Here is a 25,358-nt window from a genome sequence, read left to right as displayed (position 1 = left end):
ATCGTCTAGATTCCCGCTCACTGGGAGTTCCACACATCTATATTCGGCCCCAACAGTAGCTAGTAAATAGAGGCATGGGACGATTATCGACGTTGTTTGCGCCGGAACGTGTCGCAGTGGTCGGGGCGACCGATTCGGAGGGATCCGTCGGTCACGCGGTCACCACGAACCTGCTCGATTCGTTTGCAGGGGAGGTCGTGGCCGTGAACCCGAACAAAGAGACAGTACTTGGATTGCCGTGTTACGACAACCTCGCCGGCCTGGAAGACCCCGGGTCGGTCGACGTTGCCGTCGTCGTCGTGCCGCCAACGGTGGCGGTTGAGGTCATCGAGAACGCCGGGGAAGCGGGCATCGAAAACGTCGTCGTCATCACTGCTGGCTTCGGTGAGACTGGCAGTGATGGGGCCGAACGTGAAAAGCGGCTCCGGGAAGCGGCCAGTGAATACGACCTGAATCTGGTCGGCCCGAACAGCCTCGGTGTGATGTCGACACCCGTTGGGCTCAACGCTACCTTCGGGAATCTGATGGCTAGCGACGGCGACATCTCCTTTATGAGCCAGTCGGGCGCGTTCATCACCGCCGTCCTAGACTGGGCCGCCGAGCGCGATGTCGGCTTCAAGGACATCGTCTCGCTCGGGAACAAGGCAGTACTCGACGAGAGCGACTTCGTCGCCGAGTGGGGTGACGACCCTGATACTGACGTCATTCTGGGCTATCTTGAGGACATCAACGACGGGTCCTCGTTCGTGCAGACGGCCCGTGAGGTGACACAGGATACGCCGATTGTGCTTGTCAAGTCCGGCCGCACGGACGCGGGTGCGAGCGCGGCAGCCTCCCACACCGGTGCGATGGCCGGATCGGAGCGGGCCTACGAGGCCGGCCTCGACAAGGCCGGGACACTCCGTGTCGAGTCCGTGCAGGAACTGTTCGACTACGCGCAGATTCTCGCCGGCCAGCCGCTCCCGGACGGGGACGAGATCGCCATCGTCACAAACGCCGGCGGTCCTGGCGTAATGACGACCGACGCTGTCGGCGACTCGGACCTGCAACTCGCGCAGTTCGGTGACGAGACGTTCTCCCAACTTCGCGAGGAGATGCCCGACGAGGCCAATATCTACAACCCAGTCGATATTATCGGCGATGCTCCCGCGGAGCGCTTCGAGACGGCGCTCGAAACGGTACTGGCGGACGACAGCGTCTCGATGGCTGTCGTCGTCGCCTGCCCGACGGCAGTGCTTTCCTTCGAGGACCTCTCGGAACGCATCGTCGAACAGCAGGAGCGGTTCGAGAAACCCGTCGCGGCGACACTGATGGGCGGGAAGTCGGTCGACGCCGGTGCGAACGTCCTGAGCGAAGCGGGCGTGCCGAACTACTTCGACCCGGCCCGCGCCGTCGGAAGTCTGGACGCTCTGAGACGCTATCGCGAGATCAGGACAACCGAGTACGAGGAGCCGACGACCTTCGACGTGGACCGCGAGCGGGCCCGTGAGATACTCGAATCCGGTGCCCGGCGCGGGTCGAACCGGCTCGGCGTGGAAGCGATGGAACTGCTCGACGCGTACGGAATTCCCACACCGCAGGGCGATGTCGTCTCTTCACCCGTCGAGGCGGAGGCGATTGCCGAGGAGATCGGCGACGACGTGGTGATGAAAATCGTTAGTCCGGACATCTTGCACAAGTCCGACATCGGCGGTGTCGAGGTCGGTGTTCCCGTCGAGGAGGTCCGTGACACCTACGAGGACCTCGTCGTCAGGGCGCGCAACTACCAAGAGGACGCGACGATTCTCGGCGTCCAGGTACAGGAGATGGTCGACCTCGACAACGGCGTCGAGACGATTCTCGGGATGAACCGCGACCCGCAGTTCGGGCCGTTGCTGTTGTTCGGCCTCGGCGGTATTTTCGTCGAGGTACTCGAAGACAACACTGTCAGTGTCGCCCCCGTCAGCGAGAACGAAGCGAAAGGGATGCTTGACGACATCGACTCCGCACCGCTGTTGCGCGGTGCCAGGGGCCGCGACCCCGTCGACGAGGCCACGCTCGTTGAGACAATCCAGCGACTCTCGCAACTCGTCACTGACTTCCCCGCGATCGTCGAACTGGACATCAACCCCCTCGTCGCGACGCCCGACGGGGTGCAGGCGGTCGACCTGCGACTCACCCTCGACCAGGAGAAACTATGACCGACACGAACACGCTACTCGTTACATCGCTTGAGGAAGGTATCGGCAAGACGGCTATCACGCTCGCGCTCGCGACGCGTGCTCACGACGCGGGCTACGATGTCGGCTACATGAAGCCCAAGGGGACGCGCCTGCGGAGTGCGGTCGGCAAGACGCGGGACGAGGACCCGATGCTCGCCCGCGAACTGCTCGACCTGGAGACCGACCTCCACGACATGGAGCCCATCGTCTACTCGCCGACGTTCATTCAGGAAGCCATCCGCGGGCGTGAGGACCCGGATGAACTCCGTGAGCGACTGCAAGAGGGCATCGAGACGTGTTCGGACGGAACAGATATGCTCCTCGTCGAGGGGAGCAGTGACCTATCGACTGGCAGTATCGTCGATCTTACTGACATCGATATCGCGGAGTTGCTCGACGCCCGTGTGCTGTTAGTCACCGGCTACGACACGCCCAGTGACACGGACGAAATTCTGTCGGCGGCCGAAGCGATCGGTGATCGACTCGACGGCGTCCTGTTCAACGGCGTCACCGACGCGACGGTCGACGAACTCGCCGACGACGTGGTCCCGTTCCTCGAAGGCGAGGGCATCCCAGTCCACGGCATTCTGCCGCGTGACCGCTCGCTCGCCGGCGTCACCGTTGCCGACCTTGCCCGGAACCTCGGTGCGGACATCCTCACTGGTGATGCCAACACCGATGTCCACGTCGAGCGGTTCAGCGTCGGCGCGATGAGTGGGAGCAGCGCGCTCGAACGCTTCCGGCGGACGCGCGATGCCGTCGTCGTCACCGGCGGCGACCGCTCGGAGGTTCAGACAGCAGCCCTCGAAGCGTCCGGTATCAACGCACTCCTCCTCACTGGTGGGTTCCAGCCCGCCAGTGCGGTCATCGGACAGGCGGCCGAGAAAAACGTCCCAGTGCTGTCAGTCCAGTCGGACACGCGGACGACGATAGACAGAGTCGAGGAGGTGCTTCGGACCGGGCAGACCCGGAACGAGGCAACGGTCGACCGTATGCGGACGCTACTTGACGACGGTGTCGACGTCGAGTCGCTGCTGTCAATCGACCTCTAGCACCGTCATTTCGGCTGGGCGGTAGCCCGTTCCTAACGGAGCACGACCCCGCGCTACGGGGAAATCTCCAGATGAAACGTGCCTTACTATTTTAGTGATCGGTAGTCAAGTATCAGATGGAGCCTTATCGGCTCCGTAGTGTCACACGACGGGGGTTTGCCCCCGTTCTATCCCCTTTGTTCGGCCACGTACGACGGCTACTGATCGATAGCCGGCTGTAACACCGACTGCGGGAGATGCGCCCTGAGGCCGTCAATTACGCTAGCAGACGAATCTATCTCAAGCGGTGGTATCGGCCAGACAGTGCAGTCGGTCATCCGTTCGATAACGCCCGGATTCGTACGCTCAGCGGTCGTCGCGTCTTCGTACTCGTTGAGAACGACACCGACGACTGGCACGCCTCTCCGGCGGAGCGCCTGAACCGTCAGCGCCGTGTGATTGAGCGTTCCGAGCCCCGAACGCGCGACGACCAGCGCCGGAAGCCCGACATCCGCAACGAGGTCGATGACCTCTCGATCGTCCGCGAGCGGGACACGCAAGCCGCCGATACCTTCGACGACAGCCGTCTCGCTTCCTGCCACGACATCGGCAACCCCGTCACGGATTGACTCGTAGGAAAGCGTGACATCGTCGTCTGCTTCCCGCGCGGCCACTTCCGGTGCCAGCGGGGGCGACAACCGCTGTAGACAGACTGCCGCGTCGGCTGTGCCACAGATGGACTCGACGAACGCTGCGTCGTCATCCGGCGGATAGCCGGTCTGGCAGGGCTTGACTGCGACGGCGGCTGTCCCCGCCTCACGCAGCCAGCCCGTCAGCCCGGCAGTCACGACCGTCTTGCCGACGCCGGTGTCGGTCCCGACGACGAAGACGCCGTCCTCGGCGATGTGGCCGGTCCCGCCTTCCGGTTCCGACTCGTCGCTCGTTTCGCTCACAGTACGCCCACCTCCCTGCCGGCAGTTCGGAAGGCGTCGAGACACTGCGCGATGTCGTCGGCAGTGTGTGTCGCCATCGGCGCGACCCGGATACGAGAGGTGCCCTCAGGGACCGTCGGCGGCCGGATCGCGGGCGCGACGATACCGTGGTCGCGCAGGCGGTCGGCCAGTTCCAGCGCGTCGTCGCGGTCACCGACGACGACCGGGAGGATATGTGTCTCGCCAAGCACCTCGTAGCCCATCGTCTCCAGACCGTCCCTGAGTGTCGCCACGGTGTCCCAGAGTTCCGTCGTCCGTTCGGTCTCACGAGCGATTCGCAGCGCCTCGCGGGCCGCCGCGGCGTTTGGTGGAGAGAGTCCGGTCGAGAAGACGAACGACCGCGCGGCGTTCAGCAGGTACTCGATAAGCACCTCGTCGCCGGCGATGTAGCCGCCTTGGCTCGCCAGTGCCTTCGACAGGGTTCCCAACTGCACATCGACACGGTCGCTCAGCCCCTCGCGTTGGACAACGCCGCCGGCACTGTCGCCGAACAACCCCGTCGCATGGGCCTCGTCGACCATCAGCCACGCGCCGTACTCGTCGACGGCGTCACAGATGGCCGACAGGGGCGCGATGTCTCCGTCCATCGAGAACACGGAGTCGGTGACCACGAGCCACTGTTCGTCCTCGTCGATATCAGCCGCTCGCGTGGCCAGTTTCGCTCGCAAGTCGTCCGGGTCACAGTGGTCGTAGACGACTGTCTCGCTGGCCCCGACCCGGCAGCCGTCGATAATCGAGGCGTGGTTCAGTTTGTCGGAGAAGACGACATCCGGGGCCAGCGCATCGATAGTCCCGATGTTGGCCGCGTAGCCAGACGAGAACACCAGCGCTCGCTCTGTCTCTTTCGAGGCCGCGAGATCGCGCTCTAGCCCGCGGTGGGCTTGCGTGTCACCAGTGACCAGCCGTGAGGCCCCGGCACCAGTTCCAACAGTCCGTGCGCCCAGTTCAGCTGCCCGCTGGACCCGGCTGTCGTCGGCCAGCCCGAGGTAGTTGTTCGCGGCGAAAACGACTGCTTCATCCCCAAACTGCGGGGGCTCTCCTTTCGGGTCGTCGGCGAATCGGGTCCGCGCCGAGACGGATTCGGCGACTTCCAGATGCCGGCGGAGGTTCTGTGCCTCGCGCTGTTCGAGTCGGTCGTTCAAGTCGAAGCCGTGAGTCATGAAAAAATAGAATCTAGCGCTCTCAGAAGCCGGGCATCAGATCGGCGGGGCCGAACACGCCGTAGTGCCCGGCCCGGTTGTTCCGGACGCCGGCTTTCAGATAGCCCAGCGCCGGCCCGTTGACGTTGGCTTCCATGCTCGTCACGTCGTCCAGTTCAAAGGTGTTCGTTCCCGTCTCTCCGTCGAAGGTTGTGCCCGTCACGCTGACCGTCGTCGTCGTCGGTTTCTCGTCCGAGCGAACATCGAGGACGCCGCCGACGTGAACGTCCTCGGCATCGCAGATGCCCGCACGCTCCAGTAGCACGTCGTCGGCGTGTTCCATGTCGTGGAATTCCAGCACACCGTCGTGCTCGTCGATGAGGGCCTCGATCTCCTCCTCGCTCATCCCCCGGGCCGTCGCGATGTCGTAGCCGTCGAGATGAGCGATGTCCTCCCGGACCGTTCCGCGGTTGTCCTCGTAGCCGGATTTGAGGCCGACTCCCCACCAGATCTCGACTTCCTCGACCTCGACGAAGGACTGGGCGGCCAGCGCCGCCGCACCGGTCAGGAAGCCGGGGGTCGCGCCAGCACCGCAAACGAACGTGATACCCGACTCTTTCAGCAGGTCCTCACGGTCGTCGAGCATCCCGATGACACGGGAGCGTTTGAGTACGTCAATCATGACGCCCTCGTAGTCAGCCTCGGCGAAACGCTCGGCCACGCGCGGGATGAAGTCGTGTTCGAGGTTCGGCAGCGCCAGCAGGACGGCGTCGATGGCGTCGCTCTCGGCGATAATGTCGTCTATGGGCGTGTCCGTCGGCTCGCCCTGCGAACTGGCAACGATACCGGCCTGCTCGCCGTGCTGTTTGACGCCGCCGCCACCTCCTTCGACAGCGGCCGCACCGCCGTCCGAGGCGTAGTCGTCAGTGGGTGTCGCGGGCGTCGTCCCGGAGGCGTCCTCGGGCCCGCTCGCGATATTGCCTTCCGTCGCCTCCAGCAGTTCGTCTACGTCGAGGCCACTGTGGTCGATAGCCACACCGTTGCGGTCACAGGCTGCGACCGCGGTGAGGCCGTCCTTGTGCTGTGAAACTTCGAGCGTCCGCCGTCCGATACCACCGGTTCCAAGCACTGCAAAGCGTATGTCGTCCATTGTCAGTCGTCGGATTTGAGCTCTGATTTGGTCTGTGCTGTCCCTGCCGCCGTCTCGGTTTCTGTCTCGTCAGCCGCGCGTTCTTTGACCGCCTCGGGGTCGAACTCGTTTGCGTCGGTGTTCGGTTCGAGCCCGGCCTCTTCCATGATTTCGAGGTCGTCGGCCGCCGTCTGTCCCTCCGTAGTGAGATAATCACCGGTGAGGATGCCGTCCGCGCCGGCCTCTAGTGCGGCCACCTGTCCGTCCGTATCGAGATTGACCTCGCGCCCGCCGGTCAGGCGCACGCGCGACTCGGGGTGGAGCAGCCGGTATACCGCGATGGTCTTGACGACCTCCTCGGTCGTGATGTCGGGCAGCCCCTGTTCAGCCATGGGGGTACCAGCGACCGGATTCAGGATGTTCACCGGGAGCGAGGAGATGCCGATGTCCTGCAGGGCCATCGCCGCGTCGACCCTGTCGGTCGGTGATTCGCCCATCCCAAGGATGACACCGGCACAGAGGTCCATGCCGGCCTCCTTGGCGACCCGGAGCGTCTCGACCCGCTTCTCGAAGGTGTGGGTCTGGACGACCTCTGGGAAGTACCGGGGGGAAGTCTCGATGTTGTGATTGTAGTGGTTGAGCCCCTCGTCAGCCAGAATCGCGGCCTCCTCCTCGGTGAGGATGCCGAGACTGGCGTCGACCTCCACGTCCGTCTCGTCGCGGACGAGGCGGATGGCTTCGAGGACCTCCTCCCACTCCTCGGGGCGGTTCTCCTTCGAGACGCCTTTCTCGGCGACGACGATACCGAACCGCTGTGCGCCGTCGCGCTCGGCGCGCTTTGCGGCTTCGAGTATCTTCTCCGGGCCGAGAAAGCCGTAGTTGTCGATGCCGGTGTCGAAGTGGACCGACTGGGCACAGAAGCCACAGTCCTCCGCGCAGTTCCCGGCTTTGGCGTTTACGATCGAACACGCGTCGACGGTGTCGTCACCCAGTTGCGTGCGCACGTAGTCGGCCCCGGCCGCCAGGTCGTCGACCGGCTGTGCGATGAGAGCCAGTCCGTCCCGTCGGTTGAGGCGCTCGCCGTCTAACACGCGTGCGACGGCGTCGTCTACCGTTTGGTTGCCCGTCTCGTAAACCACACTCTCGGTGTCGGTTGACGGTGTAATAAAAATTCGGGTGGGATCCGCAGCCGTCGTACGGATGACGGGGGTATCGTTTTACCGGACCCACTGCTACACGTTCACATGGCTGGTTCGACGGAGACGAGAACCGAACACGCCGCTGAAGACGGCCACGAACACCGAAGTCGATGGCCCCTGATAGCTGCAATCGGCGCCGCGTCGCTGTATCTGGGAGTTGGACTGGTATTTGTCGGGCTCGACCTGGTTCCGTCTGTGGTCCCGATTGTCCTCGGCGGTGCTGGTGCGATTGGCCTGCTGACCGGACTCGCTGGGTGGGCTAACGAGGCGTTCATCGCCGATTACCTACGGAACCGCAGGGATGGCGATTCCGACCTGTACGCCACGACGATGATTCTGTTCCTCGTGTCCGACGTGGCGACGTTTTCCGCCGGTTTCGTCTACTATGCCTTCATCCGGGCCGGGTCGTGGCCGCCGACTCACCTCCCGCCGTTGCTCGGCTCGCTGGTGATCATCAACACGGCGCTGCTGCTCGCAAGCAGCGTGACGCTCCACTACGGGCACGAGGCGCTCGAAGGCGGGAACCGGCGGCGATTCCTCGGTCTGCTCGGTGTGACGCTCGCGCTCGGCGTCGTCTTCCTCGCGGGACAGGTGTACGAGTACTACGAGTTCGTCGCTGTCGAAGGGTTCGGTATTGGTTCAGGCGCGTTCGGGAGCGCGTTCTACGGTCTGACCGGCCTCCACGGCCTGCACGTCGCGCTCGGCGTCCTGCTGCTCGCTATCGCGTTCGGTCGCGCGCTCCGGGGCCATTACACGCCCGAGCGAGACACAGCTATCCGGACCACGTCGCTGTACTGGCACTTCGTCGACCTCGTGTGGGTGTTCCTTGTCGTCGTGCTGTACGTCGGTGCTGCGCTCTGAGCGACCACCGAACGTGGGACCGCTCCTCCGACCGGCCGGCCCGCTGGTCCAGCCGCACCAGCCGCCGGTACAGTGGCGGGGCCAGCACGCCGAGGAACCCGAGCGCGATTGCGAACACCCCGAGCGGGAACTGGAGCGGCGCGGCCGCAAAGCAGGTGTTCTCCGCGACGATGGTCACGTAGTACTCTTCGCCTTCGTAGGTAACCACGGCCCCGCGGCGGAAGGCATCGGCGTTGGGCACGCTGCCGACGACCTGCTCCTCACCGACCGGATCGTCTACGGCCGTCAGAAAGGCCGTTTGTTCGGCCGAGGAGAGTTCCTCGAAGGCCAACTGAGGGAGCCGCGGTCCCGGTCCGCCTCCGCTGAACCGCTCGGCTGTCCGCTCCGGCCCTTCAACGCCGATTGTCGGGTTCCCGCAGTTCTCAAGATCCGGCTCGATGAGTGCATAGCCGCCGGGCACGGCTCCGGCGATACCGACCGCAATGAGCAGGACGCCGACGAAGGGCGCGAGATACTGGAAGACGAACGAGTCAGCACCGGAACTCATCCGTTAGCTTCCTCCTTCGCTGCGGCGGCGAAGCGTCTCGTCCGATTTGAGGTACTGGAAGGTCACGGTCAGCCCGATGCCGTACGCCCAGTGGGAGACGAGCACGAAGGTGAGATAGCCGACGAACGCGAGCCCGCTCTGGCCGGTGTAGAACGCGATGGCGAACCCGCTGGATATCAGTGTCGCGAACACCAGCCCGGTCTCGAACAGGAGGCGACCGGGAAGGTAGTCGGAGAAGGCCAAGAACAGGAGTGGCCAGGTGACGGTCCCACCGACGAGGAACAGGACCGCGCCGATGGCCGGACTCGCGGGCAGCCCGACCAGTTCGGCGATCTCACCGAACGAAATCGGGTCGAGGACGCCAACGAGTATCGCCGTGAGGAGTCCGCCGCTCATCAGGACTGTTCCGACGAACCCGCCGACTGCGGCCATCCAGGCGTTCCGAGAGACGGTCTGGGCGACGGTGCCGACGCCGCCGGCCAGCCCAGTTGGTTCGGCTTCAGGGGCGTAGGAACGCCGCGTCGTCTCGGGCTCAGTCGGCTCCATGTCGTATTTGTCCATCATACGCTGTTCGAACCACTGCCACTCGCGGGTGAACTGGTTCGTCGTTTTCAGGCCCCACGGGTCGGTCGTCGTCACGGGCGTCCCTCGCCAGTACGAGACGAGCATGTTGTACAGCCACAACAGGGCACTCAAGCCGATGACGTAGCCGCCAACGGTCGCGATCTGCTGGGCGAACTGGTACTCGGGCGGGTAGATCGCTTGCCGGCGCGGGAGCCCCAGCCCACCGATGACCAGCAACGTCATGAACGTCACGAACGAGCCAAAGACTATCAGCAGCGCCTGAAACCTCGCCATCCGCGTGTCGTACCACCGGCCAGTGATGAGCGGGTACCAGTAGTAGCTCGCGGCGATCATCAGGAACGGGATGATGCCGACGACGATGAGGTGGAAGTGACCCACGACGTAGTACGTCCCGTGATAGAGGATATCGACGGGGATGACAGCGAGGAACACACCGGTGACGCCGCCGATGATGAACGTCCCGATGCCGCCGGCACAGAGAATGAACGGCGCGGTCAGGCGGATGTCTCCCTCCCACATCGTCGTGATCCAGTTGAACACCTTGATCGCACTCGGGACGGCGATGGCGATGGAGACGGCCATGAACGACAGCTTCACTCGCGGGTCCGCGCTCGTCGTGAACATATGATGCGCCCAGACGCCGAAAGAGAGGACGCCAAGCCCTAGCGTCGAGTAGACGATGAACTGATAGCCGAAGAGTTTGCGCCCGACGAACTTCGGTAGAATAAGGCTCATCAGCCCTGTCGCTGGGAGAAAGAGGATGTACACTTCCGGGTGGCCCCAGAACCAGAACAGGTGTTGCCAGAGGATGGCACCGCCGCCCTCCGTGGCGAAGAACGTCGTCCCGAGGTTCCGATCTAGCAGGAGCATCACGAGCGCGCTTCCAAGCAGCGGAAAGGCGAACAGCGCAATCCCGCTCGTGACGAGCATGTTCCACGAGAAGATGTCGAGGTTCGCCCAGCTGACACCCTCGCCGCGCTCGTAGACGATTGTGGTGATGAAGTTGATGGCCCCGACCGTGGTGGCGATGCCGCTCAAATGCAGGCCGAGCAACAGCAGGTCTATCTGTGGATTGGGCTGTTGCACAGACAGTGGCGCATACAGCGTCCAGCCGACGCTCACCTCGCGCATCGTGAGGAAAAACCGGATAGCGTCCGCCGGGAGCACCAGATTCAGCACCTGGCCGAGCACCTGAATCAGCAGTCCCATCCGGACCATAATCAGCGCTGGGGGCAGGAGCCAGAACCCGATGGCGTTGACCCGCGGGAAGGCCATGTCGTCGGCCCCGATGAGCAGCGGCAGGACGTAGTTCCCGATGCCGAAAAAGACGGGCAGGACAAAGAATATCAACATCGTCAGACCGTGCGTGGTAAACAGCGCATTGTACGTCTCCGGCGTCCAGATGTCCGCCGGCGGCGTCAGCAGTTCCGTCCGGAGCATCATCGCGTCGGTGCCGCCCCACAGGCCGGCGGCGGTGCCGAAAGCGATGTAGAGCAGGCCGATGTCCCGATGGTCCGTCGTCGTCAGCCAGCGGTACACTTCGGACTGGATTCGACCGATTTCGAATTCGATCTCCTCTCGGGTCGTGTACCCACCGTCGCTCTCCGGTCGCGCCGTCCGCCGCTCCCGGAGCCACAGGCAAAGCACTGACAGCGCCAGTACAGTCAGCGCGTTCCCTTCGACGATAGCCCTGTTTAGCATCTGTGTGTAACGTGCCGGCCCGGAACGATTGCTCGTGTCGTCATGCTACACGTTACCAATCCCTGACACGCCCACGCTCATAAAACTACGCAGGAGGCTCGAACCCGGTAGCTGTCACCGCTCGCCTGTATCGGCCTTGGGCAAGCTATTTGACATACTGGTTGGTACAGTGTGACAATGCGTCTCCGACGGCGCGTGATTCGGGCGAGCTTTGTCGTGGTCGGACTCTCGCTACTTGCTGCTCCGGCCACAGCGCAGTCGGTCAACAGGGCAGCTATCGACGAACTCAACGCGCAACTCCTGTACGTCGCCCTACCACTGACGTTGTTCGTGGAACTCACGCTCGTGTACGTGATCTACCGGTTCCGGAACAACGACGACCCGAAGCCGACGGTTGACGACCCGGCGCTAGAGGTGACCTGGACAGCCGCGACGGGCGCGATACTCGTCTTCGTCGGCGTGTCGGCGTTCGTAGTGATGGCAAACCCCTATATCACGCCCGCAGCAGCCGAGGCATCCACCGATGGTGGCGACGCCTTCGCGGAGGATACGGAGATAGACGTCCTCGCCTACCAGTGGGGGTGGGAGTTCTCCTACGCCGATGCGAACGTCACGACCGAGGAGCGACTCGTGCTTCCAGCCGACCAGAACGTCACGTTCAGACTGCAGACGACAGACGTGATTCACGCTATCTACATTCCGCAACTGGGCGTCAAACAGGACATCTTCCCCGGCCGGACGATGACGGCCCGAACGCACGCGACAGAACCCGGCGAGTACCGGCTGTACTGCGCCGAGATGTGCGGGGCTGGGCATAGCAAGATGGACGCCACCGTCGTCGTCAAGAACCAGTCCGCCTACGATGCCTGGATGGAAAATCAGACGACTGCAGCTGGGTAGGTCGGCATACCGATGTGACCGCTCAGTACAGGTCGTCGAGTTCCTCCTCGGTGTGGCTGTGTGACTCGCCCGGGAACTCACCGGACTCGACAGCGTCGATGTACTCGTCGACAGCGTCGGCTACCTCACCGCGAACGTCACCGAACTGCTCGGCGAACGGTGGGCTGGACTCGGAGAGGCCGACCACGTCGGTGAACACGAGCACTTGGCCGTCGCAGTCGCCGCCGGCCCCGATACCGATTGTCGGGATATCGACGGCTTCCGTGACCTGAGCGGCGAGGTTCGCCGGGATGTGTTCGAGCACCAGCGCGAACGCGCCGGCGTCCTCGTGTTCTCGCGCGAGGTCGACGATCTCCTCGGCTTCCTCGCGGCCTGTCGCCTGTCTCGTGTAGCCAGTCTGGTTCACGCTCTGCGGTGTAAGCCCGAGGTGGGCCATCGTCGGAATTCCGAGGTCCGTCAGCCGTTCGGTCAGCTCGACCGTGTGCGGCCCAGATTCAAGCTTCACTGCGTTTGCGCCCTCCTCTTTCAGCATTCGCCCGCAGTTCTGGATGCTCTCGCTTTCGTCCGCGCCGAAGGAAAGAAACGGCATATCAGCGACGACCAGCGCGTCGTCTGCGCCGCGTGCGACCGCGCCGACCCGGGACGCCATCTCGTCAAGCGTGACCGGGAGCGTGTCGTCGTGGCCGAGGACGGCGTTCCCCATACTGTCGCCGACGAGAATGACGTCCACGCCGGTGTCGTCGACGATGCTCGCAGTGACGGCGTCGTACGCGGTCAGCATCGTGATCGGCTCCTCACCAGCCATCGCCTGCAGATCCCGGACAGTTGGCATATCCGAGCGGGGGCGCGCCTGCGCCTTACCTGTTCGGGTTGTGCGATTCGCTCAGGAAACCGCAAGGTGCTTGCCGTACCTGACTGTACCATTGGACGTGCCAACAGTCGAGAAAACGGACCCGGACGGCGTGGATTTCGGGTGGGTGATGCAGGTCACGTTCGTGACGACGATTCTCGTCGGCTCCCCGCTCGTCGTCCTCGCGTCGACTGCGGTCACGCTCCAGACGTGGACCGCGCGGGCGATGTTCGCGGTCCGCGTCGGGGCGCTCATCTGGTTCCTGACGGCCGTCTGCGTCTACCTCTACGCGCGGTACCGGGCCTGATCGAACTCGCTCGCCCACTCGAACGCCATCCCGGCCCGCTGGGCGGCTGTCGCGTCGCTTTTCGAATCACCGACGAACACCGCTGCTTCGGGATCGACCCCGATTTCTTCGGCAATCGCCAGTAGTCCCTTCGGGTCTGGTTTCGGCGACTCGACAGTGTCACGGCCAACAACCGGACCGACGTAACTGTCGAGGTCATGAACAGCCAGCGCCGCCCGACACGCCTCCTCAGCGTTGAGCGAGCACACGCCGACGGGGACGCTGTGTGGGAGGCCGTCTGCGAGCGCCAGTCGCTCCGATTCGTACGCACCGGTCCGCTCATGGTCGGTGATCGCCGCTTCGACAGCATCTCGGTGGCCGGTCTCCGACGACAGCGTCAGCATCTCCCAGAGGTCGCGGCCTTCGGGCTCGACGTCTCGTTCCCGCAGGACTGTCGCGACGTCGCTGGTCACCGTCTCCCAATCGACGGCCAGCCTGACGAGTGTCCCGTCGAGGTCGTAGATGACGGCGTCGTGTGTCACACCCAGTGGTAGGGCCGACGCCCGCAAAACCGCTTCGCCCCCTCGGCCTCACTCCAGCAAGTCCTGTGCGATGATGTTCTGCTGGATTTCGCTGGTTCCCTCGTAGATGGTCGTCACCTTCGCATCGCGGTAGAAGCGCTCGACAGGGTAGTCAGTCGTGTAGCCGTAGCCGCCATGGATCTGAATCGCCTCGTTAGCCACGTCGACCGCCGTCTCGCTCGCGAAGTACTTCGCCATGCTCGCCGCCGCTCTCGCCCGCTCGCCGCGTTCCAGTTGCTGTGCGGCGTTCCACGTCAACAGCCGCGCCGCCTGCACGTTCGTCGCCATGTCCGCGAGTTTGTGCTGAATCGTCTGGAACTCACTGATCGGCTGGTCGAACTGCTCGCGTTCCTTGGCGTAGTCGAGGGCCTCGTCGAGAGCGGACTGAGCGAGGCCGACCGCCTGCGCGGCGATTGCGACCCGCCCGGTAGTCAGAATCGACAGAGCTGCGGCCATCCCTTTGCCCTCCTCGGTCAGTTGGTAACGTTCGGGAACGCGGACGCCGTCGAACTGGAGCGGCGTCGTGTCGCTCGCGCGGAGCCCGAGTTTGTCCTCTTTCTCGCCGACAGTGAGCCCCTCGGCGTCTTTCGGCACTAAGAACTGCGTTATCGAATCCGGATCGTCGGGGTCGGCCTTCGCGAAGACGATGACGACGCCCGACCGTTTGCCGTTGGTTATCCACTGCTTCTCGCCGTCGATGACGTACTCGTCACCATCCCGCCGAGCGGTGGTCGACATCTCCCGCGGGTTCGACCCGGCCTGTGGCTCCGAGAGCGCGAACGCACCGACCGGGCGGCCGTCGGCCATGTCGGGGAGCCAGTCGTCCTGCACTGCCTCGGAACCGAACTGTGCGATACACGAGGTCGCGAGGCAGTGGACAGACAGCGCCGTCGCGACCGCGAGCGACCCGTACGCGAGTTCCTCGTTGACCAGCGCGTACGTCGGTTTGTCGGCGTCGAAACCGCCGTATTCGGCCGGCGTCGTTAGCCCGGTGATGTCGATATCCGCGAGCCCGTCCCAGCACTCCTCGGGAAAAGACTGCTCGCGGTCGGCATCGGCGGCTTTCGGACGGATGTCCTCGACGGCGAACTCTCGTACGGTGTCGCGGATGGCTTGCTGCTCAGCGGAGAGGTCCATACCGGCCGTTACACCGGAGTCGGCAAAATATCAGGGGGTCAGTTGGACTCGACCAGGTCGATGTCGAGGTACTGTTCCAGCGCCTTGATCGTCGACCCGCCGACGTTCGCCTGCGTCGCGCGCCCCTGCTCGACAGCGAGGATATCCGCTTCGTCAAGGTCGAGTTCCTCAGCCAGTTCACTCGTCTGCAGTCCCTCGTCCTGACGCGCCTCCGTCACGCGCTCGCCGTACTTGCTGACCAGATACGGGAGCTGGTCGTCGTCGTAATCCGCGCCGTCCTCCCAGTGGGACGTATCGGCTCGCTGTGCGTCCTGCAGCTTCGCCGCGTTCTGTGCGGCTTTGCGTTTCCGGTTCTGTTCGTCGCGCGAGCTGTCACTCCCTGTCGTTCGCTCGTTTTCCCCGTGGTCACGCGCACAGCTGTCACACACTTGGAGGGTCGCACCAGCGACGTTCGCGGTCTGGAGGTCGCCGCCGTCGCTACCGCAGAGCTCACAGCTCCCGCCGGCGCTATCGCCACCACTGCCGGTCGAGTATTTGGCCATGCCCCCCGTAGCGGTTTCGTGATATTTCAAACGTCCGGTTCGACCGAGTGTCACACCCTCCCGGGGCGGGTCCAAACGAAAGCGCTTTTATTTACCCACCGGAAACAGTTGAATGCACTCAGACAGAGCGCGCGTGGGTAGCCAAGCCAGGCCAACGGCGCAGCGTTGAGGGCGCTGTCCCGTAGGGGTCCGCCGGTTCGAATCCGGTCCCACGCACTCTCAGAGTGCAGGTGCATTCCCTTGGGACTGCACCCACGCAAACTTACTTCGGACACAACGCTTCTAGAGCGTTCGCTGTCCAGTCCCTGTTCAAGAAATCGACAGACGGGACCTCAGCGAGCGCACTCCTCGCTCACCGCATCTCGTCGAGCGCGACGGCGTGCTCGATGTCGACCGAAATCCAGTGGGTCGGGAGCTCGTCGTCCTGATCGCTGAAGACAGTGAGCTCCGTCGGATTGTCCGCATCGTCGACCGCATACTCGAACCGAGCCGATCCTGCGGGGCGAGCAGACGAGTCACGGAGTGGGTCATACACCGACATCGTCAGTCCCTCATTTGGAAGAACGCGGACACTCATTATAAGCGGCAGTCGCGATTCTTGCGGTGTGGGAATCAGGTCTGACACGAAGGTGGAGACTATCGCCCGCGTCTGTAGCAGGACTTCGCGGGACCGGATTCGAACCGCCTGAACATCGCTCACTTTGTTCGCTCGTTCCGTGCTTCGAATCCTCATTCCGCACTCACGGCTCTCATGAGTTATTCGAGCCGAGAAGTGCGCGGGACCGGATTCGAACCGGCGGACCCCTACGGGATAGCGTCCTAAGCGCTACGCCTTTGGCCTGGCTCGGCAACCCGCGCGCACCAGTCGATACCCGCGTTGGCATGAAGAACCCTTCGCTTGCGGGCGACAAAGGTTTAGGTGGGATGGGGAACAACGGATCTGTATGTACCGCGCCAGTGACCGCATTGAGCACGACGAGTGGCTGTCCGATATCGAAGCGGCGTCGGACAGGCTCGACCTCGGGACAGCGGCGCGGTCCCACGCGGTCGATCTGTTCCTCTCGACAGTTCCAGAGGAAGACCGGTCGAAGCAGGCGACAATGGCGGCCAGTGTGTACGTCGGTGCGCTGGTCGCCGGTGAGGAGCGGTCCCAGTCGGCCGTCGCAGAGGCGACGGACGTCTCTCGGTTGACGATTCAGCAGCGCTGGAAGGACTTGCTAGAGACGGCCGGGCTGGAAGCGCCGGGCTGGTAGCTACGAGATGTTCTGACGGCCGGAGCGGTTCGGGGTGAGGTTCCCGTGTTCGTCGATTTCTCCCTCGACGATCCGGGTCGAAGAGATGATGTCACCGTCCTCGGCGCGGACGTGCGGGACGACTTCGATTTCGAGCGGGTCGTGGCCCCGCTCCTCGCGGATTTCGTTGATGCGGCGACCGCCAGTTTCCGTCTCGGGCGAGACGACGAGCGTGTCGAACTGCGGCTCCGTGGCGATACCGGTCGGCTCGGTGAGTTCTCGGACCTCCCATTCGCGCTCCTGATCGGCTGCGAGCGTCGCAAGTTCGTCGGCGAGTGCGGATTGCCGTTCGCTGAACGGGCGAACGTGGCGCTGGTCGTGGCGCGTCTTCGGCGCGAGGTCGTCGCTGGTGAGGCCAACTGTCACGTCCCCGAGTTCGAATGCGCGTTCGAACAGTGCGCGGTGTCCGTCGTGAATCGGGTCGAACGTTCCCCCCAGCGCGACATTCATATCCCGGGCAACGGCGCGGGTAGGTTTAGTAATATCGACTTGCGAAACAGCCTGCTGGAGCCGGGTTTGACTACACGTCAGTGTCGTCGTTTTCGCCTTCGGACTCGTCTCCGTCGTCGCCAGTGTCCTCGCTGGCGTCGGCGTCGTCCGTGCCGTCGTTCGCATCCTCGACCGAAATCGTCACTGGCTCGTCGTCAGGTTCCAGCGTTGTTTCGCCGCCGATGTGGTCGTCGAGATTGAACACCGTGTTTAGTTCCGACTGGATGTCACCGACGATGGTGTTGACGAGGTCGCTCGGCGGAATAGCGCTGTACTCGTAGGGGTTGTTGCCCGCACCGTCGCTCTCACGCTTCTGGCGGGTCACGACTTCCTCCTCGGTGAGCGCCGCCAGAGCCTCGCGGACCGTGCTCGGATACAGGCCGGTCCCCTCGGCTATCTCCTCACTGGTGCTCTCGGGATGCTGTCGCAGGTGGACGTAGATCCGCGCTCGCGTCTCCGTGTCGAGTGCCCACGCCAGCAGATCGACGATCCCTTCGTCGAACTGCTCGACCGCACGGTCTGCCTCCTGTTCGATTCGTTCACGGACATCGCCTGTGTCCTCGGGGTCGTCGTGGTCGTTGTCGTCTGCAGACATGCGTTGTCTCTGTGAGGACAAAAGCTATAGCTGGATAAAAACCCTTGGCCCGGACTCTTCTGTCGCTACGGAGTATCACACAGCCGAGTCCGGCCTCAGACGACAGCCCAGATCAGGACAGGCGCAGCGAGTCAGCGAGCGCCATGACGCCCTCCTCCGAACGAAGCCGGCGCTGTCGCTCGGCGCCGCTTTCGCGGTCGTACAGCTCCCACAGTCCGTCGATACCCAGCCGATCACTCTCGATTTCGACCAGTTCCTCGACTGAGCGCGTCGTCGAGAGGTCACGCGACAGCAGGTCCGCGGACTGGCCGTGGCGGATCGCGCGCCACTTGTTCTCGTCGAGGAATTCCCGGCGGAGCCGCCGTCCGGACTCCCCGTCCTCGTAGCGTTCAGCGAGGTCAACGACGAGTTCGTGGACGTATTCAACGAAGGCCAGCACCCGGTCCGGGTCGGCCTGTCCGTCCGGCGCACGTACTTCGACGGTGCCGTGGCCGGAGTGGGGCCGCACGTCGAACCAAAGTTCGCCGCGGTCGTCGATACTCCCCGTTTCGAGCATCCGTCGTTCGTAGGCCTCGAAGGCGTCGTAATCGTCGAACACCGTCGGCATCCCGGTGTTAGGCAGGGCCTCGAAGATCTTCCCGCGGGCGGACTGCAGCCCGGTGTCGAAGCCGTTCCAGTACGGCGAGTTGGCAGACAACGCGAGCATCAACGGGAGATGCCAGCGGAGTTCGTTCGCCACCCAGACGGCCTTGTCCGCGTCGTCCACGCCGACGTGGACGTGCAGACCCGCGGTCGTGTTGCGATGCTGTGGATACTGGATGCGGTCCAGCTGTGACTTGTAGCGGGGCTTCTCGGCGTGTTCGAGTTCGCGCCACTTCGCCAGCGGATGCAGGCCCGCGGCGGCGATACCGAACCCGTTCGCTTCGGCGTGGTCGACCAGCGCATCTCGGACCGACCGGAGGTGCTCACCGGCGTCCGCCGGGTCGTCGATGCGCGGCGTCTGCGTCTCGATAACGCACTTGAACAGTTCGTGGTCGAGCCGTCCGTCGAGGACCGCTGGCGGCTCCGTCTCGTAGACGAGTTCGTCTGTGCCAGACGTCGGGCGACCGAACTCGTCGACGACGTAGAACTCCTCTTCGATGCCGAGCGTTCCCATCCGGGTAAAATGCTCGGCAGAACCCGTCGCGTCCATTAATCAGCACATCGGAATCGATCCGCTAAAGCCTTCCGTCCCTGCCCGCTCAGGCTGCACAATTAGGTTCTTTCCAGGGCGATCCTGGCAGGGCGGTAACAATCCCAACTAGTCCTCTCGCGGCCGGGCAACAATACCGAGGTGGTCCTCGTGATACGGGTCCAGTCGCGCCGTCTCAAGCAGTTCGTACTCGGCGCTAAGTTCCTCACGTACGTTGTCGAACACGTCCGCAGGGTCGGCGGTCACGTCCTCACTCCGGGCCTTGATAGCCGCGAGGAGCCGTCCGTCGTCGGTCAGGAACCGTTTGTTGAGCGCCGCTACCCGGGCCTGCCCTCTGGTCGCCACGTCCTGCACGACGACGTCGACCGGTTCGACGACGTGGGCGTAGCTCTCGGGCTTGCGTGCGTCCTTCAGCAGCGGAAAGAGATTCTGTCGGCTCTCCGCGGCGTCCAGCAGTTCCCGCACCGGACGGGGCGCGAACTCGACAGCGTAGGTCGGCCCGGCGAAATCCGCGACGTGGCTCACGGTCGTCCCGGCCGCCGCGCCGAGGTACAGCACGGTCTCGTCACCCTCCAGACCTGTTTCCATACCCTGTTCGAGCATCGCGCCGAGCTTCGAGCGGTGGGGGTCCCACCGTCGCCAGTCGCCGTCGGTCCGCTCGCCGTACACCGGCTGGCCCTGCGTGGCGAGGCTCGTCTCGCCGCCGAAGTCGTGGCGCTCGACGCCTGCCGGGAGCGTCATTCGTCGCCCTCCTCGGCTCGGGCCTGAATCCGCTCGATTCGTTCATCGAGTTCCGCCTGCAGGTCCGGCCGACGGTCGCCGCTGTAATGGTCAATTCGGGCGGCAATCGAGAGCTTCCCGGCGAGTGCTCGCGCGGCTGAGCCGCGGTCCTCTCGGCGGGTCCCGCGCACGTACTCGTGGGTGAAGATGACGCCGTGTTTCGGTGATGGCGCATTCCCCTTGAGGTGGGCAAAGAGCGCGTCTTCCGCCCCAAGGACCTGCACCGTCCCGCTCGGTTTCTTCGCCAGCGCTTCGAGGCCGCCAGCTAGTGAGATAAGCCGGGCCGCAAGTACCGGTCCGGCCAGCATCGAGAGGTTCGGCGCGACGGCGGGCGCGGTCCGCTCGATGTACGCCCGAAGCGAGTCCGCCTCGTCAGCCAACCCGGCCGTCTGTTCGGCAAGCGTCCGGAGGGCCGTGTCGCCCTCGTCCTCGTCGTCCCGGTCGGCCAGCGAGCGGGCGTACTCGACGCCGCTTCCGCTGTCACCGTACCGGCTCCCGCCCCATTCGGCGACCCGTTCGGCGAGTTCATTCGCCGTCCGCTCGCAGTCGGCCATCGCCCGGACCGCGTGGACGAGCTGCTGATCGTCGGCACCCTCCTGTTCTGCGACCGCCGCGCTGGTGGCCGCCATCGTCACCTCGTGTAGCCGGTCGTAGTAGGCCGCTTCGTCGTCGGCGAACCCTGCCTCGACGGCCTGCTGTGGCCAGTCCTCCGGCGTGTCGGCTCGCCCGGCCTCTATCTGTTCGACAGCGGCCGCATCGTCGTCCGGGTCCAGCCCGGCGAACCACCCGTTGCTCATAGCCGTGTGTGCACGCCCGACCCGAAAAAGTGACGCGGTTAGCGCCTCGCCGTCCTGTCGGTATTACTGTGCCTGGACCAGCCCTCAGCGCATCCCCGGCGGCGGTCCGCGGTCCCGTGGGTCGTCGTCGCCGTCCTCCTCTTCAAGGTCGATACCGGCCTCCTTGCGTCGGCGAATCACTGCCTGTAGCTGCCGGTAGTAGTACAGCGTTCCCACGACGCCGATGACGATGGCGATGGCCGACAGGCCGCCGAACAGCCACAAGTCACGGTCGAGGTAGTACCGGACGATGATCTGGTCGGAGGTCACCTCGTCCCAGCGGATGACCTGCTGGCCGTCGACGGTTTCGGACTCGTAGCCACCCGGGCTAATCCGCGAGAGGAACGGAATCCCGGCCCCGGTGTTGGGCGGGAGCACGACCGTGTACGAGCTGTCATCGACGAGCGTCGGAGAGGCGAAGCGTTTGCCGGTCCGCCCAACTGAGTACCCCACCTTTCCGGAGACGTTCCCGGAGAGATTGATAGTAGTTCGCTGGCGGCTCTCTGTAGCGCTCAGCGAGGAGTTAGCGGCGCTGACGACCGTTCCGTTGGGGTATCTGAACCGGAGCGCACTGATAGGGACGCTCCGCTCGCGCCCGAGGCCATCGACAGTGTACACGTCGAACGTCGTCTCGTTTTCGACGGCGTAGACGGCAGTGTATTTCGACTCCTCGATGACGATGGTCCCGTCAGCGGAGGTGTTCCAGTCGTAGCTCGCGTTCTCGTTCAGTCGGTCCGGGTCAACCTCTTCGGAGCCGAAGAAACCGGTACAGCCCGAGAGGGCGACCAATGCGAGAACGGCGACCAGCAGCAGGTGGCGGCGTTTCATAGCTCGAAATCAGGGCACGATTGCCAGCAGCTCTGACGGCATGTACTGCCCGATATCGGCGAGCAGCCCCGGCGGGTCGGTGTCCGGGTTGCAGATGATACTCTGTTCCAACAGGCCGATGCGTTCGACAGTGACGATGTCCTGAGCGTGGCCGGCACGGTTGACTGTCGCGCGCGCTTCGGAGCGCGTGACGCTGTTTGCGTTGATGCGGCCGTTGCCACGGGTCCACTCGTACAGGCGGTCCTGCTCGACCTCTGCAAGGCTTGCAGGGTCACCGGCCACAAAGCGAAGCGGCAGGTGCTGGACCAGCCCGAACCGCTTCCGGATCTGGGTTGGCGTCCCCTGCCCGAGACCGAGCTGATCGGCCGGGATTCGGACCGTCTGGCCGAAGCCGACATCGAGGACGAAGCCGTCCTCGTCCCAGCTGTCGAGGGTCCCGACGTAGGTTTCACCGTCCTCGTGGTCGGCGACCAGCTCACCGAATTCCTCACGGAGGAGGTTCCGGGCGACAGTTTCGTCAGGGCCATCGACGGTCACCGACGGGAATTCGTCGTCGCGGAGGCCGATGTCGTACTCTACGTCGAGGTCGCTGAGTTCGTTGCCGACCATCGAGCGCAGTCCGTCCAGCGTACGGTCCCGGGCATCGCCGGCGACGTACACTTTTGTACCGAGAACGACCATCAGGCTTCCACGTCCACGTCGGCGTTCAGCTCATCTCTGAGTTCTTCGATGCGGTTCTCCATCGCAGTGACGAGGCGGGTGTTCTCCATCGTCTCGACCTGGTTGCCACATTCGGGGCACTCGAACCCGAATTCCATCGCTTCGCCGAACTCGAAGCGGATACCGCAGTGTTCACAGAGGTAGAACTCGTTTTCCCGCTCGTATTCGCGGCGCTCTTCGAGGCCGTCGAGCAGGCGGTGCATCTCCTCTTGCAGTTGTTCCGGGATCTTCTCGTACTGGAACGTCCAGAGGTACGTGAGCCATCCGGAGTCCTCGTCGCGGAGCCGACGATAGGTCGCGAGGTCGTTCTCGTAGAGAATAAACAGCGCTCTGCGCACGTCGTTCAGTTCGAGCCCGAGCTCCTCGGCCAGTTCCTCGTCGGTCACTTCGCCGTCCGGCGGCGCGGCGGCGACCGGCATCCCTTTCGGTCCGACCAGCTCGTGGAGGTACTTCTGTATGACGGGGTCCTCCAAGAGTTCCTCAAAAGCCATTACCCGCACATCCGGGAGTCACGTGGTTAAAACCATCGGGTCGTCCTCTCTCGAACGCTGACACAGAGGCCGGGACCACGCTGCTGTTGAGAAGGACTCGTTGTGCCTGCAGGCGGACAGCAACAACGGCGGACAGCAGTCCCTTTTTGCGTCCTACCGTCAGCGTAGTCCGTCGCTAGAACCCCACACACCCCACTATTCGATTTTTTCGACTGGCGTCCGACAGGAGGCGCAGGTCTCTTTGTCGATAGCGACGAAGACGGAGTCACAGGACGGACACTCGTAGAGATTCGATGCAGGTTCGTCGGCCGTGTCCGCGCCGTCATTGCCGGCGGCGCCAGTCCGAACACGGTTATCCGTCACTGCACCGGCCTCTGGTCCGTTGTCTGACTGCCCCTTCCCACCCGAGAGTACATCCGAGACTGATTTTTTGATTTTGTCTAGCATCACGAGTTGCTGCAGGATAGTAGTCATTTGAATTACTTTAACAGCTGTGGTTTTCAGGACACGGACAGTTCCAGACGACCGTCTTCACTGGCGAACAGTCAGAGGTCGGCAAGCGGTCGCGGCGATGTCTGTTCGTACTCGATGACATCGAACCCGTCGTGGGCCTCCCGGGACAGTTCTGTCCACTCCGCGCCCAGATCCGGGAAATACCGGTCACCCTCGTTGCGCTCGTGGATGCGGCTGAGGAAAATCCGGCTGGCGAACGGGAGGAACAGGTCGTACACCGCCTCGCCGCCGATCACGTATGTGATGGGCGGCGAGTTACTTTCGCCAGCGCCGTCGCCGGCGAACCCCTCGGTCGCACCGGCGCGGGCGGCTGCTTCGACGGCAATCTGTGGCGTCGTCGCGTACTCGACCGTCTCCGAATTGGCACTTCGGCTGTCGTCGGTCGTCAGGACGACGGTGTAGCAGTCCGGGATGGGCTTCATCGAATCGAACGTCCGCCGGCCGAGGATGATAGGGTGGCCGGCGATCCGGTCCTTGTACTGGCGCACGTCCTCGGGATAGTGCCAGGGGACGCCGCCATCGAGACCGATGACGTTGTTCTCGTCTGCAGCGACCACGAGGACCAGTTCGGTGTCGGGTATCGTCGTCATTTGTATCCCAGCGCCTCCAGTCGGTCGTCGAGGTCCCCGGCAAACTGCGTGTCGGACGCGTCCTCGAACTCGGTGTAGCCGTCGAGTGGCGTCGCGATGTCCACGTCGGCGTACCGATCGCTGTCGAAGTGGTTCCGGACGACAGCGGCATCGATATCACCATCTTCGACCGTGCCACCACAGCCTTTGATGACGGACTCGTGGGCACTGTCGCCCCACGCCGCCCGCTTCCGGACCTCGTCGCCGGGCCGGTCGTGATAGACCAAGCGGACGTGCTTCGCAAACGGCGCGGCGTCGCCACAGACCCGTTCGGCCTCCTCGCGCATCGCTGGCCCGATGGGGGCTTGTGATGCGACGACGGTCCCGTTTGGCGAGGCGAACGCCGGGCCGTCCGCGTTGCCGTCGCCGAGTGCTATCGCGCGGACAGCGTCGGGGAACCGGCTGAGCGTCGCCAGGTCAGTGACGCGGTGTCCCTCCCGCTGGCCGGGAGCACGGACGACGAGCGGGACGTGATACATCGTCTCGTGAGTCCCGATACGGTGGCTGACGGCCGGCGGTTCCTCGGGAATCGCCGTCGGTTCGCCGAAGCCCTCGCCGTGGTCGCCGGCGAAGACGACCAGCGTGTCGTCGAGGACGCCCCGTTCGTCCAGTCCGCGGATCAGGGTCTCGAAGATGGCGTCTGCCTGTCGGACGGCACCGTCGTATATCTGTTCGAGAATGCCGGCAAAGCCAAGCGAGAGGTTCCCCGAGAGGAACTCCCAGTGCCACTTGAAACCCATCGACTCTTGCATGTCGCGGGAGCGCTCGTCGCTCCACTCATCGTACTCGGCAAGCGGTTCGTACGGGCGGTGGGTGTCCATCAGGTTGATGCAAGCCGCCCACTCGCTCTCACGCTCGTCGACCCACTCCAGCGTCCGGTCGGCGTACCAGAAGCCGTTGGGCCAGTCGCCCAGCGAGCCGTTCGTCTCGTAAGCTGAATCGTACTGCTCGGGTGAGCCGATGGCCGTCTGGAACACGTCGTCGAGCCCCGATTCGTGGTCGGTCAGGAACGGATTATCGGAGAACAACCCCGTGTCATAGCCCGCTGCTGCCAGTTCCTCGAAAATTGTATGACCGGCGTCGAGTCTAGCGGTGTGGTCGACGCCGTGTTCGTGGACCTCGTGGCCCGTGAACATGCTGACGTGGCTGGGGACGGTCCAGTTGCTCGGGCTGCGAGCCTGCGTGTACACCGTCGCCTCCTCGGCGAAGGCGTCGAGGAAGGGCGTCGTCTCCCGGCGATAGCCCAGTACGGAGGTGCTCCGGGCGCGGAGACTGTCAGCGACGACGAGCAACACGTTGTGACGCGACATCT

Annotated in this window: 28 protein-coding genes and 2 tRNA genes; 7 read left to right on the top strand and 23 right to left on the bottom strand. The window is 64.0% G+C overall.

Features of this window, described 5'->3' with window-relative positions; all coding sequences use genetic code 11:
* The first annotated feature begins 74 nt into the window (after positions 1 to 74).
* Entirely contained in the window at positions 75 to 2,180 is a 2,106-nt protein-coding gene (gene acs / locus IEY38_RS09125; RefSeq protein ID WP_188977147.1) for an acetate--CoA ligase alpha subunit, read from the top strand.
* Positions 2,177 to 3,253, top strand: coding sequence for a phosphotransacetylase family protein (locus IEY38_RS09120; RefSeq protein ID WP_188977145.1), 1,077 nt, complete (start codon positions 2,177 to 2,179; stop codon positions 3,251 to 3,253). Before acs ends, IEY38_RS09120 begins: the two co-directional genes overlap by 4 nt.
* Positions 3,254 to 3,450: 197 nt before the next feature.
* Here the strand turns inward: IEY38_RS09120 and bioD are convergent, their stop codons facing one another.
* The 4 genes from bioD to bioB are packed head-to-tail and all read right to left on the bottom strand — an operon-like array spanning position 3,451 to position 7,631.
* Positions 3,451 to 4,185, bottom strand: a complete 735-nt coding sequence (gene bioD / locus IEY38_RS09115) for a dethiobiotin synthase (RefSeq protein WP_188977143.1) — start codon at positions 4,183 to 4,185, stop codon at positions 3,451 to 3,453.
* Positions 4,182 to 5,384, bottom strand: coding sequence for an aminotransferase class I/II-fold pyridoxal phosphate-dependent enzyme (locus IEY38_RS09110; RefSeq protein ID WP_188977141.1), 1,203 nt, complete (start codon positions 5,382 to 5,384; stop codon positions 4,182 to 4,184). The genes bioD and IEY38_RS09110 overlap by 4 nt, the downstream gene beginning before the upstream one ends.
* A gap of 22 nt (positions 5,385 to 5,406) precedes the next feature.
* Entirely contained in the window at positions 5,407 to 6,513 is a 1,107-nt protein-coding gene (locus IEY38_RS09105; protein WP_188977139.1) for a transcriptional regulator, read from the bottom strand.
* A gap of 2 nt (positions 6,514 to 6,515) precedes the next feature.
* Positions 6,516 to 7,631 carry a biotin synthase BioB gene (gene bioB, locus IEY38_RS09100; RefSeq protein ID WP_188977137.1) on the bottom strand — a complete coding sequence of 372 codons (1,116 nt, stop codon included), beginning with the start codon at positions 7,629 to 7,631 and terminating at the stop codon, positions 6,516 to 6,518.
* 105 nt (positions 7,632 to 7,736) lie between these two features.
* On the opposite strand from bioB, the gene IEY38_RS09095 reads away from it, so the two are divergent.
* Positions 7,737 to 8,552 (top strand): cytochrome c oxidase subunit 3, encoded by an 816-nt coding sequence (locus IEY38_RS09095; RefSeq protein ID WP_188977135.1) that lies wholly within the window; start codon positions 7,737 to 7,739, stop codon positions 8,550 to 8,552.
* Here IEY38_RS09095 and IEY38_RS09090 read toward each other — a convergent pair.
* Together IEY38_RS09090 and IEY38_RS09085 are read right to left on the bottom strand one after the other, a co-directional pair.
* Positions 8,464 to 9,099, bottom strand: a complete 636-nt coding sequence (locus tag IEY38_RS09090) for a hypothetical protein (RefSeq protein ID WP_229775256.1) — start codon at positions 9,097 to 9,099, stop codon at positions 8,464 to 8,466. The genes IEY38_RS09095 and IEY38_RS09090 overlap by 89 nt on opposite strands.
* 3 nt (positions 9,100 to 9,102) lie before the next feature.
* A complete protein-coding gene (locus IEY38_RS09085; RefSeq protein WP_188977132.1) occupies positions 9,103 to 11,385 on the bottom strand; it encodes a DUF6789 family protein in 2,283 nt (760 codons plus the stop codon).
* 177 nt (positions 11,386 to 11,562) lie between these two features.
* Here IEY38_RS09085 and coxB point away from each other — a divergent pair, with 177 nt between their 5' ends.
* On the top strand, positions 11,563 to 12,285 hold the full coding sequence (gene coxB / locus IEY38_RS09080) for a cytochrome c oxidase subunit II (protein WP_188977130.1): 723 nt from the start codon (positions 11,563 to 11,565) through the stop codon (positions 12,283 to 12,285).
* Positions 12,286 to 12,307: 22 nt separating this feature from the next.
* On the opposite strand, the gene panB is transcribed toward coxB, so the two are convergent.
* Complete coding sequence (gene panB, locus IEY38_RS09075) at positions 12,308 to 13,117, bottom strand: 3-methyl-2-oxobutanoate hydroxymethyltransferase (protein WP_188977128.1); 810 nt, start codon at positions 13,115 to 13,117, stop codon at positions 12,308 to 12,310.
* A 97-nt stretch (positions 13,118 to 13,214) separates the two neighbouring features.
* Here panB and IEY38_RS09070 point away from each other — a divergent pair, with 97 nt between their 5' ends.
* On the top strand, positions 13,215 to 13,442 hold the full coding sequence (locus tag IEY38_RS09070) for a DUF5822 domain-containing protein (RefSeq protein WP_005534398.1): 228 nt from the start codon (positions 13,215 to 13,217) through the stop codon (positions 13,440 to 13,442).
* Here IEY38_RS09070 and IEY38_RS09065 read toward each other — a convergent pair.
* From IEY38_RS09065 to IEY38_RS09055, 3 genes are read right to left on the bottom strand one after another with little or no spacing between them, the layout of a single operon-like run.
* Positions 13,421 to 13,963 (bottom strand): HAD family hydrolase, encoded by a 543-nt coding sequence (locus IEY38_RS09065; protein ID WP_188977126.1) that lies wholly within the window; start codon positions 13,961 to 13,963, stop codon positions 13,421 to 13,423. The two genes, IEY38_RS09070 and IEY38_RS09065, sit on opposite strands and share 22 nt — an antisense overlap.
* Before the next feature lie 48 nt (positions 13,964 to 14,011).
* Entirely contained in the window at positions 14,012 to 15,139 is a 1,128-nt protein-coding gene (locus IEY38_RS09060; protein ID WP_188977124.1) for an acyl-CoA dehydrogenase family protein, read from the bottom strand.
* 38 nt (positions 15,140 to 15,177) lie between these two features.
* Positions 15,178 to 15,681, bottom strand: a complete 504-nt coding sequence (locus tag IEY38_RS09055; protein ID WP_005534404.1) for a helix-turn-helix domain-containing protein — start codon at positions 15,679 to 15,681, stop codon at positions 15,178 to 15,180.
* 131 nt (positions 15,682 to 15,812) lie between these two features.
* On the opposite strand from IEY38_RS09055, the gene IEY38_RS09050 reads away from it, so the two are divergent.
* A tRNA-Leu gene (locus tag IEY38_RS09050) sits at positions 15,813 to 15,897 on the top strand.
* A 136-nt stretch (positions 15,898 to 16,033) separates the two neighbouring features.
* On the opposite strand, the gene IEY38_RS09045 is transcribed toward IEY38_RS09050, so the two are convergent.
* Positions 16,034 to 16,258, bottom strand: a complete 225-nt coding sequence (locus IEY38_RS09045) for a DUF7511 domain-containing protein (protein ID WP_229775255.1) — start codon at positions 16,256 to 16,258, stop codon at positions 16,034 to 16,036.
* Positions 16,259 to 16,454: 196 nt separating this feature from the next.
* Positions 16,455 to 16,539, bottom strand: a tRNA-Leu gene (locus IEY38_RS09040).
* 86 nt (positions 16,540 to 16,625) lie between these two features.
* Between IEY38_RS09040 and IEY38_RS09035 the strand changes: the two genes are divergently transcribed.
* Positions 16,626 to 16,934, top strand: coding sequence for a cyclin family protein (locus IEY38_RS09035; protein ID WP_004961393.1), 309 nt, complete (start codon positions 16,626 to 16,628; stop codon positions 16,932 to 16,934).
* On the opposite strand, the gene IEY38_RS09030 is transcribed toward IEY38_RS09035, so the two are convergent.
* From IEY38_RS09030 to IEY38_RS08980, 11 genes are all read right to left on the bottom strand, one after another.
* Entirely contained in the window at positions 16,935 to 17,423 is a 489-nt protein-coding gene (locus IEY38_RS09030; protein WP_188977123.1) for a phosphopantetheine adenylyltransferase, read from the bottom strand.
* Between the two features lie 70 nt (positions 17,424 to 17,493).
* Positions 17,494 to 18,057, bottom strand: coding sequence for a winged helix-turn-helix domain-containing protein (locus IEY38_RS09025; RefSeq protein ID WP_188977121.1), 564 nt, complete (start codon positions 18,055 to 18,057; stop codon positions 17,494 to 17,496).
* A gap of 112 nt (positions 18,058 to 18,169) precedes the next feature.
* Positions 18,170 to 19,249, bottom strand: a complete 1,080-nt coding sequence (locus IEY38_RS09020) for a glutamate--cysteine ligase (RefSeq protein WP_188977119.1) — start codon at positions 19,247 to 19,249, stop codon at positions 18,170 to 18,172.
* A 108-nt stretch (positions 19,250 to 19,357) separates the two neighbouring features.
* A complete protein-coding gene (locus tag IEY38_RS09015) occupies positions 19,358 to 19,990 on the bottom strand; it encodes a fibrillarin-like rRNA/tRNA 2'-O-methyltransferase (RefSeq protein ID WP_188977117.1) in 633 nt (210 codons plus the stop codon).
* A complete protein-coding gene (locus IEY38_RS09010; protein ID WP_188977115.1) occupies positions 19,987 to 20,826 on the bottom strand; it encodes an NOP5/NOP56 family protein in 840 nt (279 codons plus the stop codon). Before IEY38_RS09010 ends, IEY38_RS09015 begins: the two co-directional genes overlap by 4 nt.
* An 84-nt stretch (positions 20,827 to 20,910) precedes the next feature.
* A complete protein-coding gene (locus IEY38_RS09005) occupies positions 20,911 to 21,693 on the bottom strand; it encodes a DUF5803 family protein (protein WP_188977113.1) in 783 nt (260 codons plus the stop codon).
* Between the two features lie 9 nt (positions 21,694 to 21,702).
* Positions 21,703 to 22,374, bottom strand: a complete 672-nt coding sequence (locus tag IEY38_RS09000) for a DUF2110 family protein (protein ID WP_188977111.1) — start codon at positions 22,372 to 22,374, stop codon at positions 21,703 to 21,705.
* A complete protein-coding gene (gene tfe, locus IEY38_RS08995; protein WP_004592762.1) occupies positions 22,374 to 22,904 on the bottom strand; it encodes a transcription factor E in 531 nt (176 codons plus the stop codon). Before tfe ends, IEY38_RS09000 begins: the two co-directional genes overlap by 1 nt.
* A 195-nt stretch (positions 22,905 to 23,099) precedes the next feature.
* Positions 23,100 to 23,378, bottom strand: coding sequence for a hypothetical protein (locus IEY38_RS08990; RefSeq protein ID WP_188977109.1), 279 nt, complete (start codon positions 23,376 to 23,378; stop codon positions 23,100 to 23,102).
* A gap of 71 nt (positions 23,379 to 23,449) precedes the next feature.
* Positions 23,450 to 24,007: a dihydrofolate reductase gene (locus IEY38_RS08985; protein WP_005534423.1), complete on the bottom strand. Its 558-nt coding sequence runs from the start codon at positions 24,005 to 24,007 to the stop codon at positions 23,450 to 23,452.
* On the bottom strand, positions 24,004 to 25,356 hold the full coding sequence (locus IEY38_RS08980) for a sulfatase (protein ID WP_188851126.1): 1,353 nt from the start codon (positions 25,354 to 25,356) through the stop codon (positions 24,004 to 24,006). Before IEY38_RS08980 ends, IEY38_RS08985 begins: the two co-directional genes overlap by 4 nt.
* Between the last annotated feature and the right edge of the window lie 2 nt (positions 25,357 to 25,358).

Source organism: Haloarcula sebkhae (assembly GCF_014647415.1).
GTDB classification, from domain to species: domain Archaea; phylum Halobacteriota; class Halobacteria; order Halobacteriales; family Haloarculaceae; genus Haloarcula; species Haloarcula sebkhae.
Note: the sequence above shows the minus strand (reverse complement) of the source record. Positions and strands in the feature narration are given on the sequence as shown.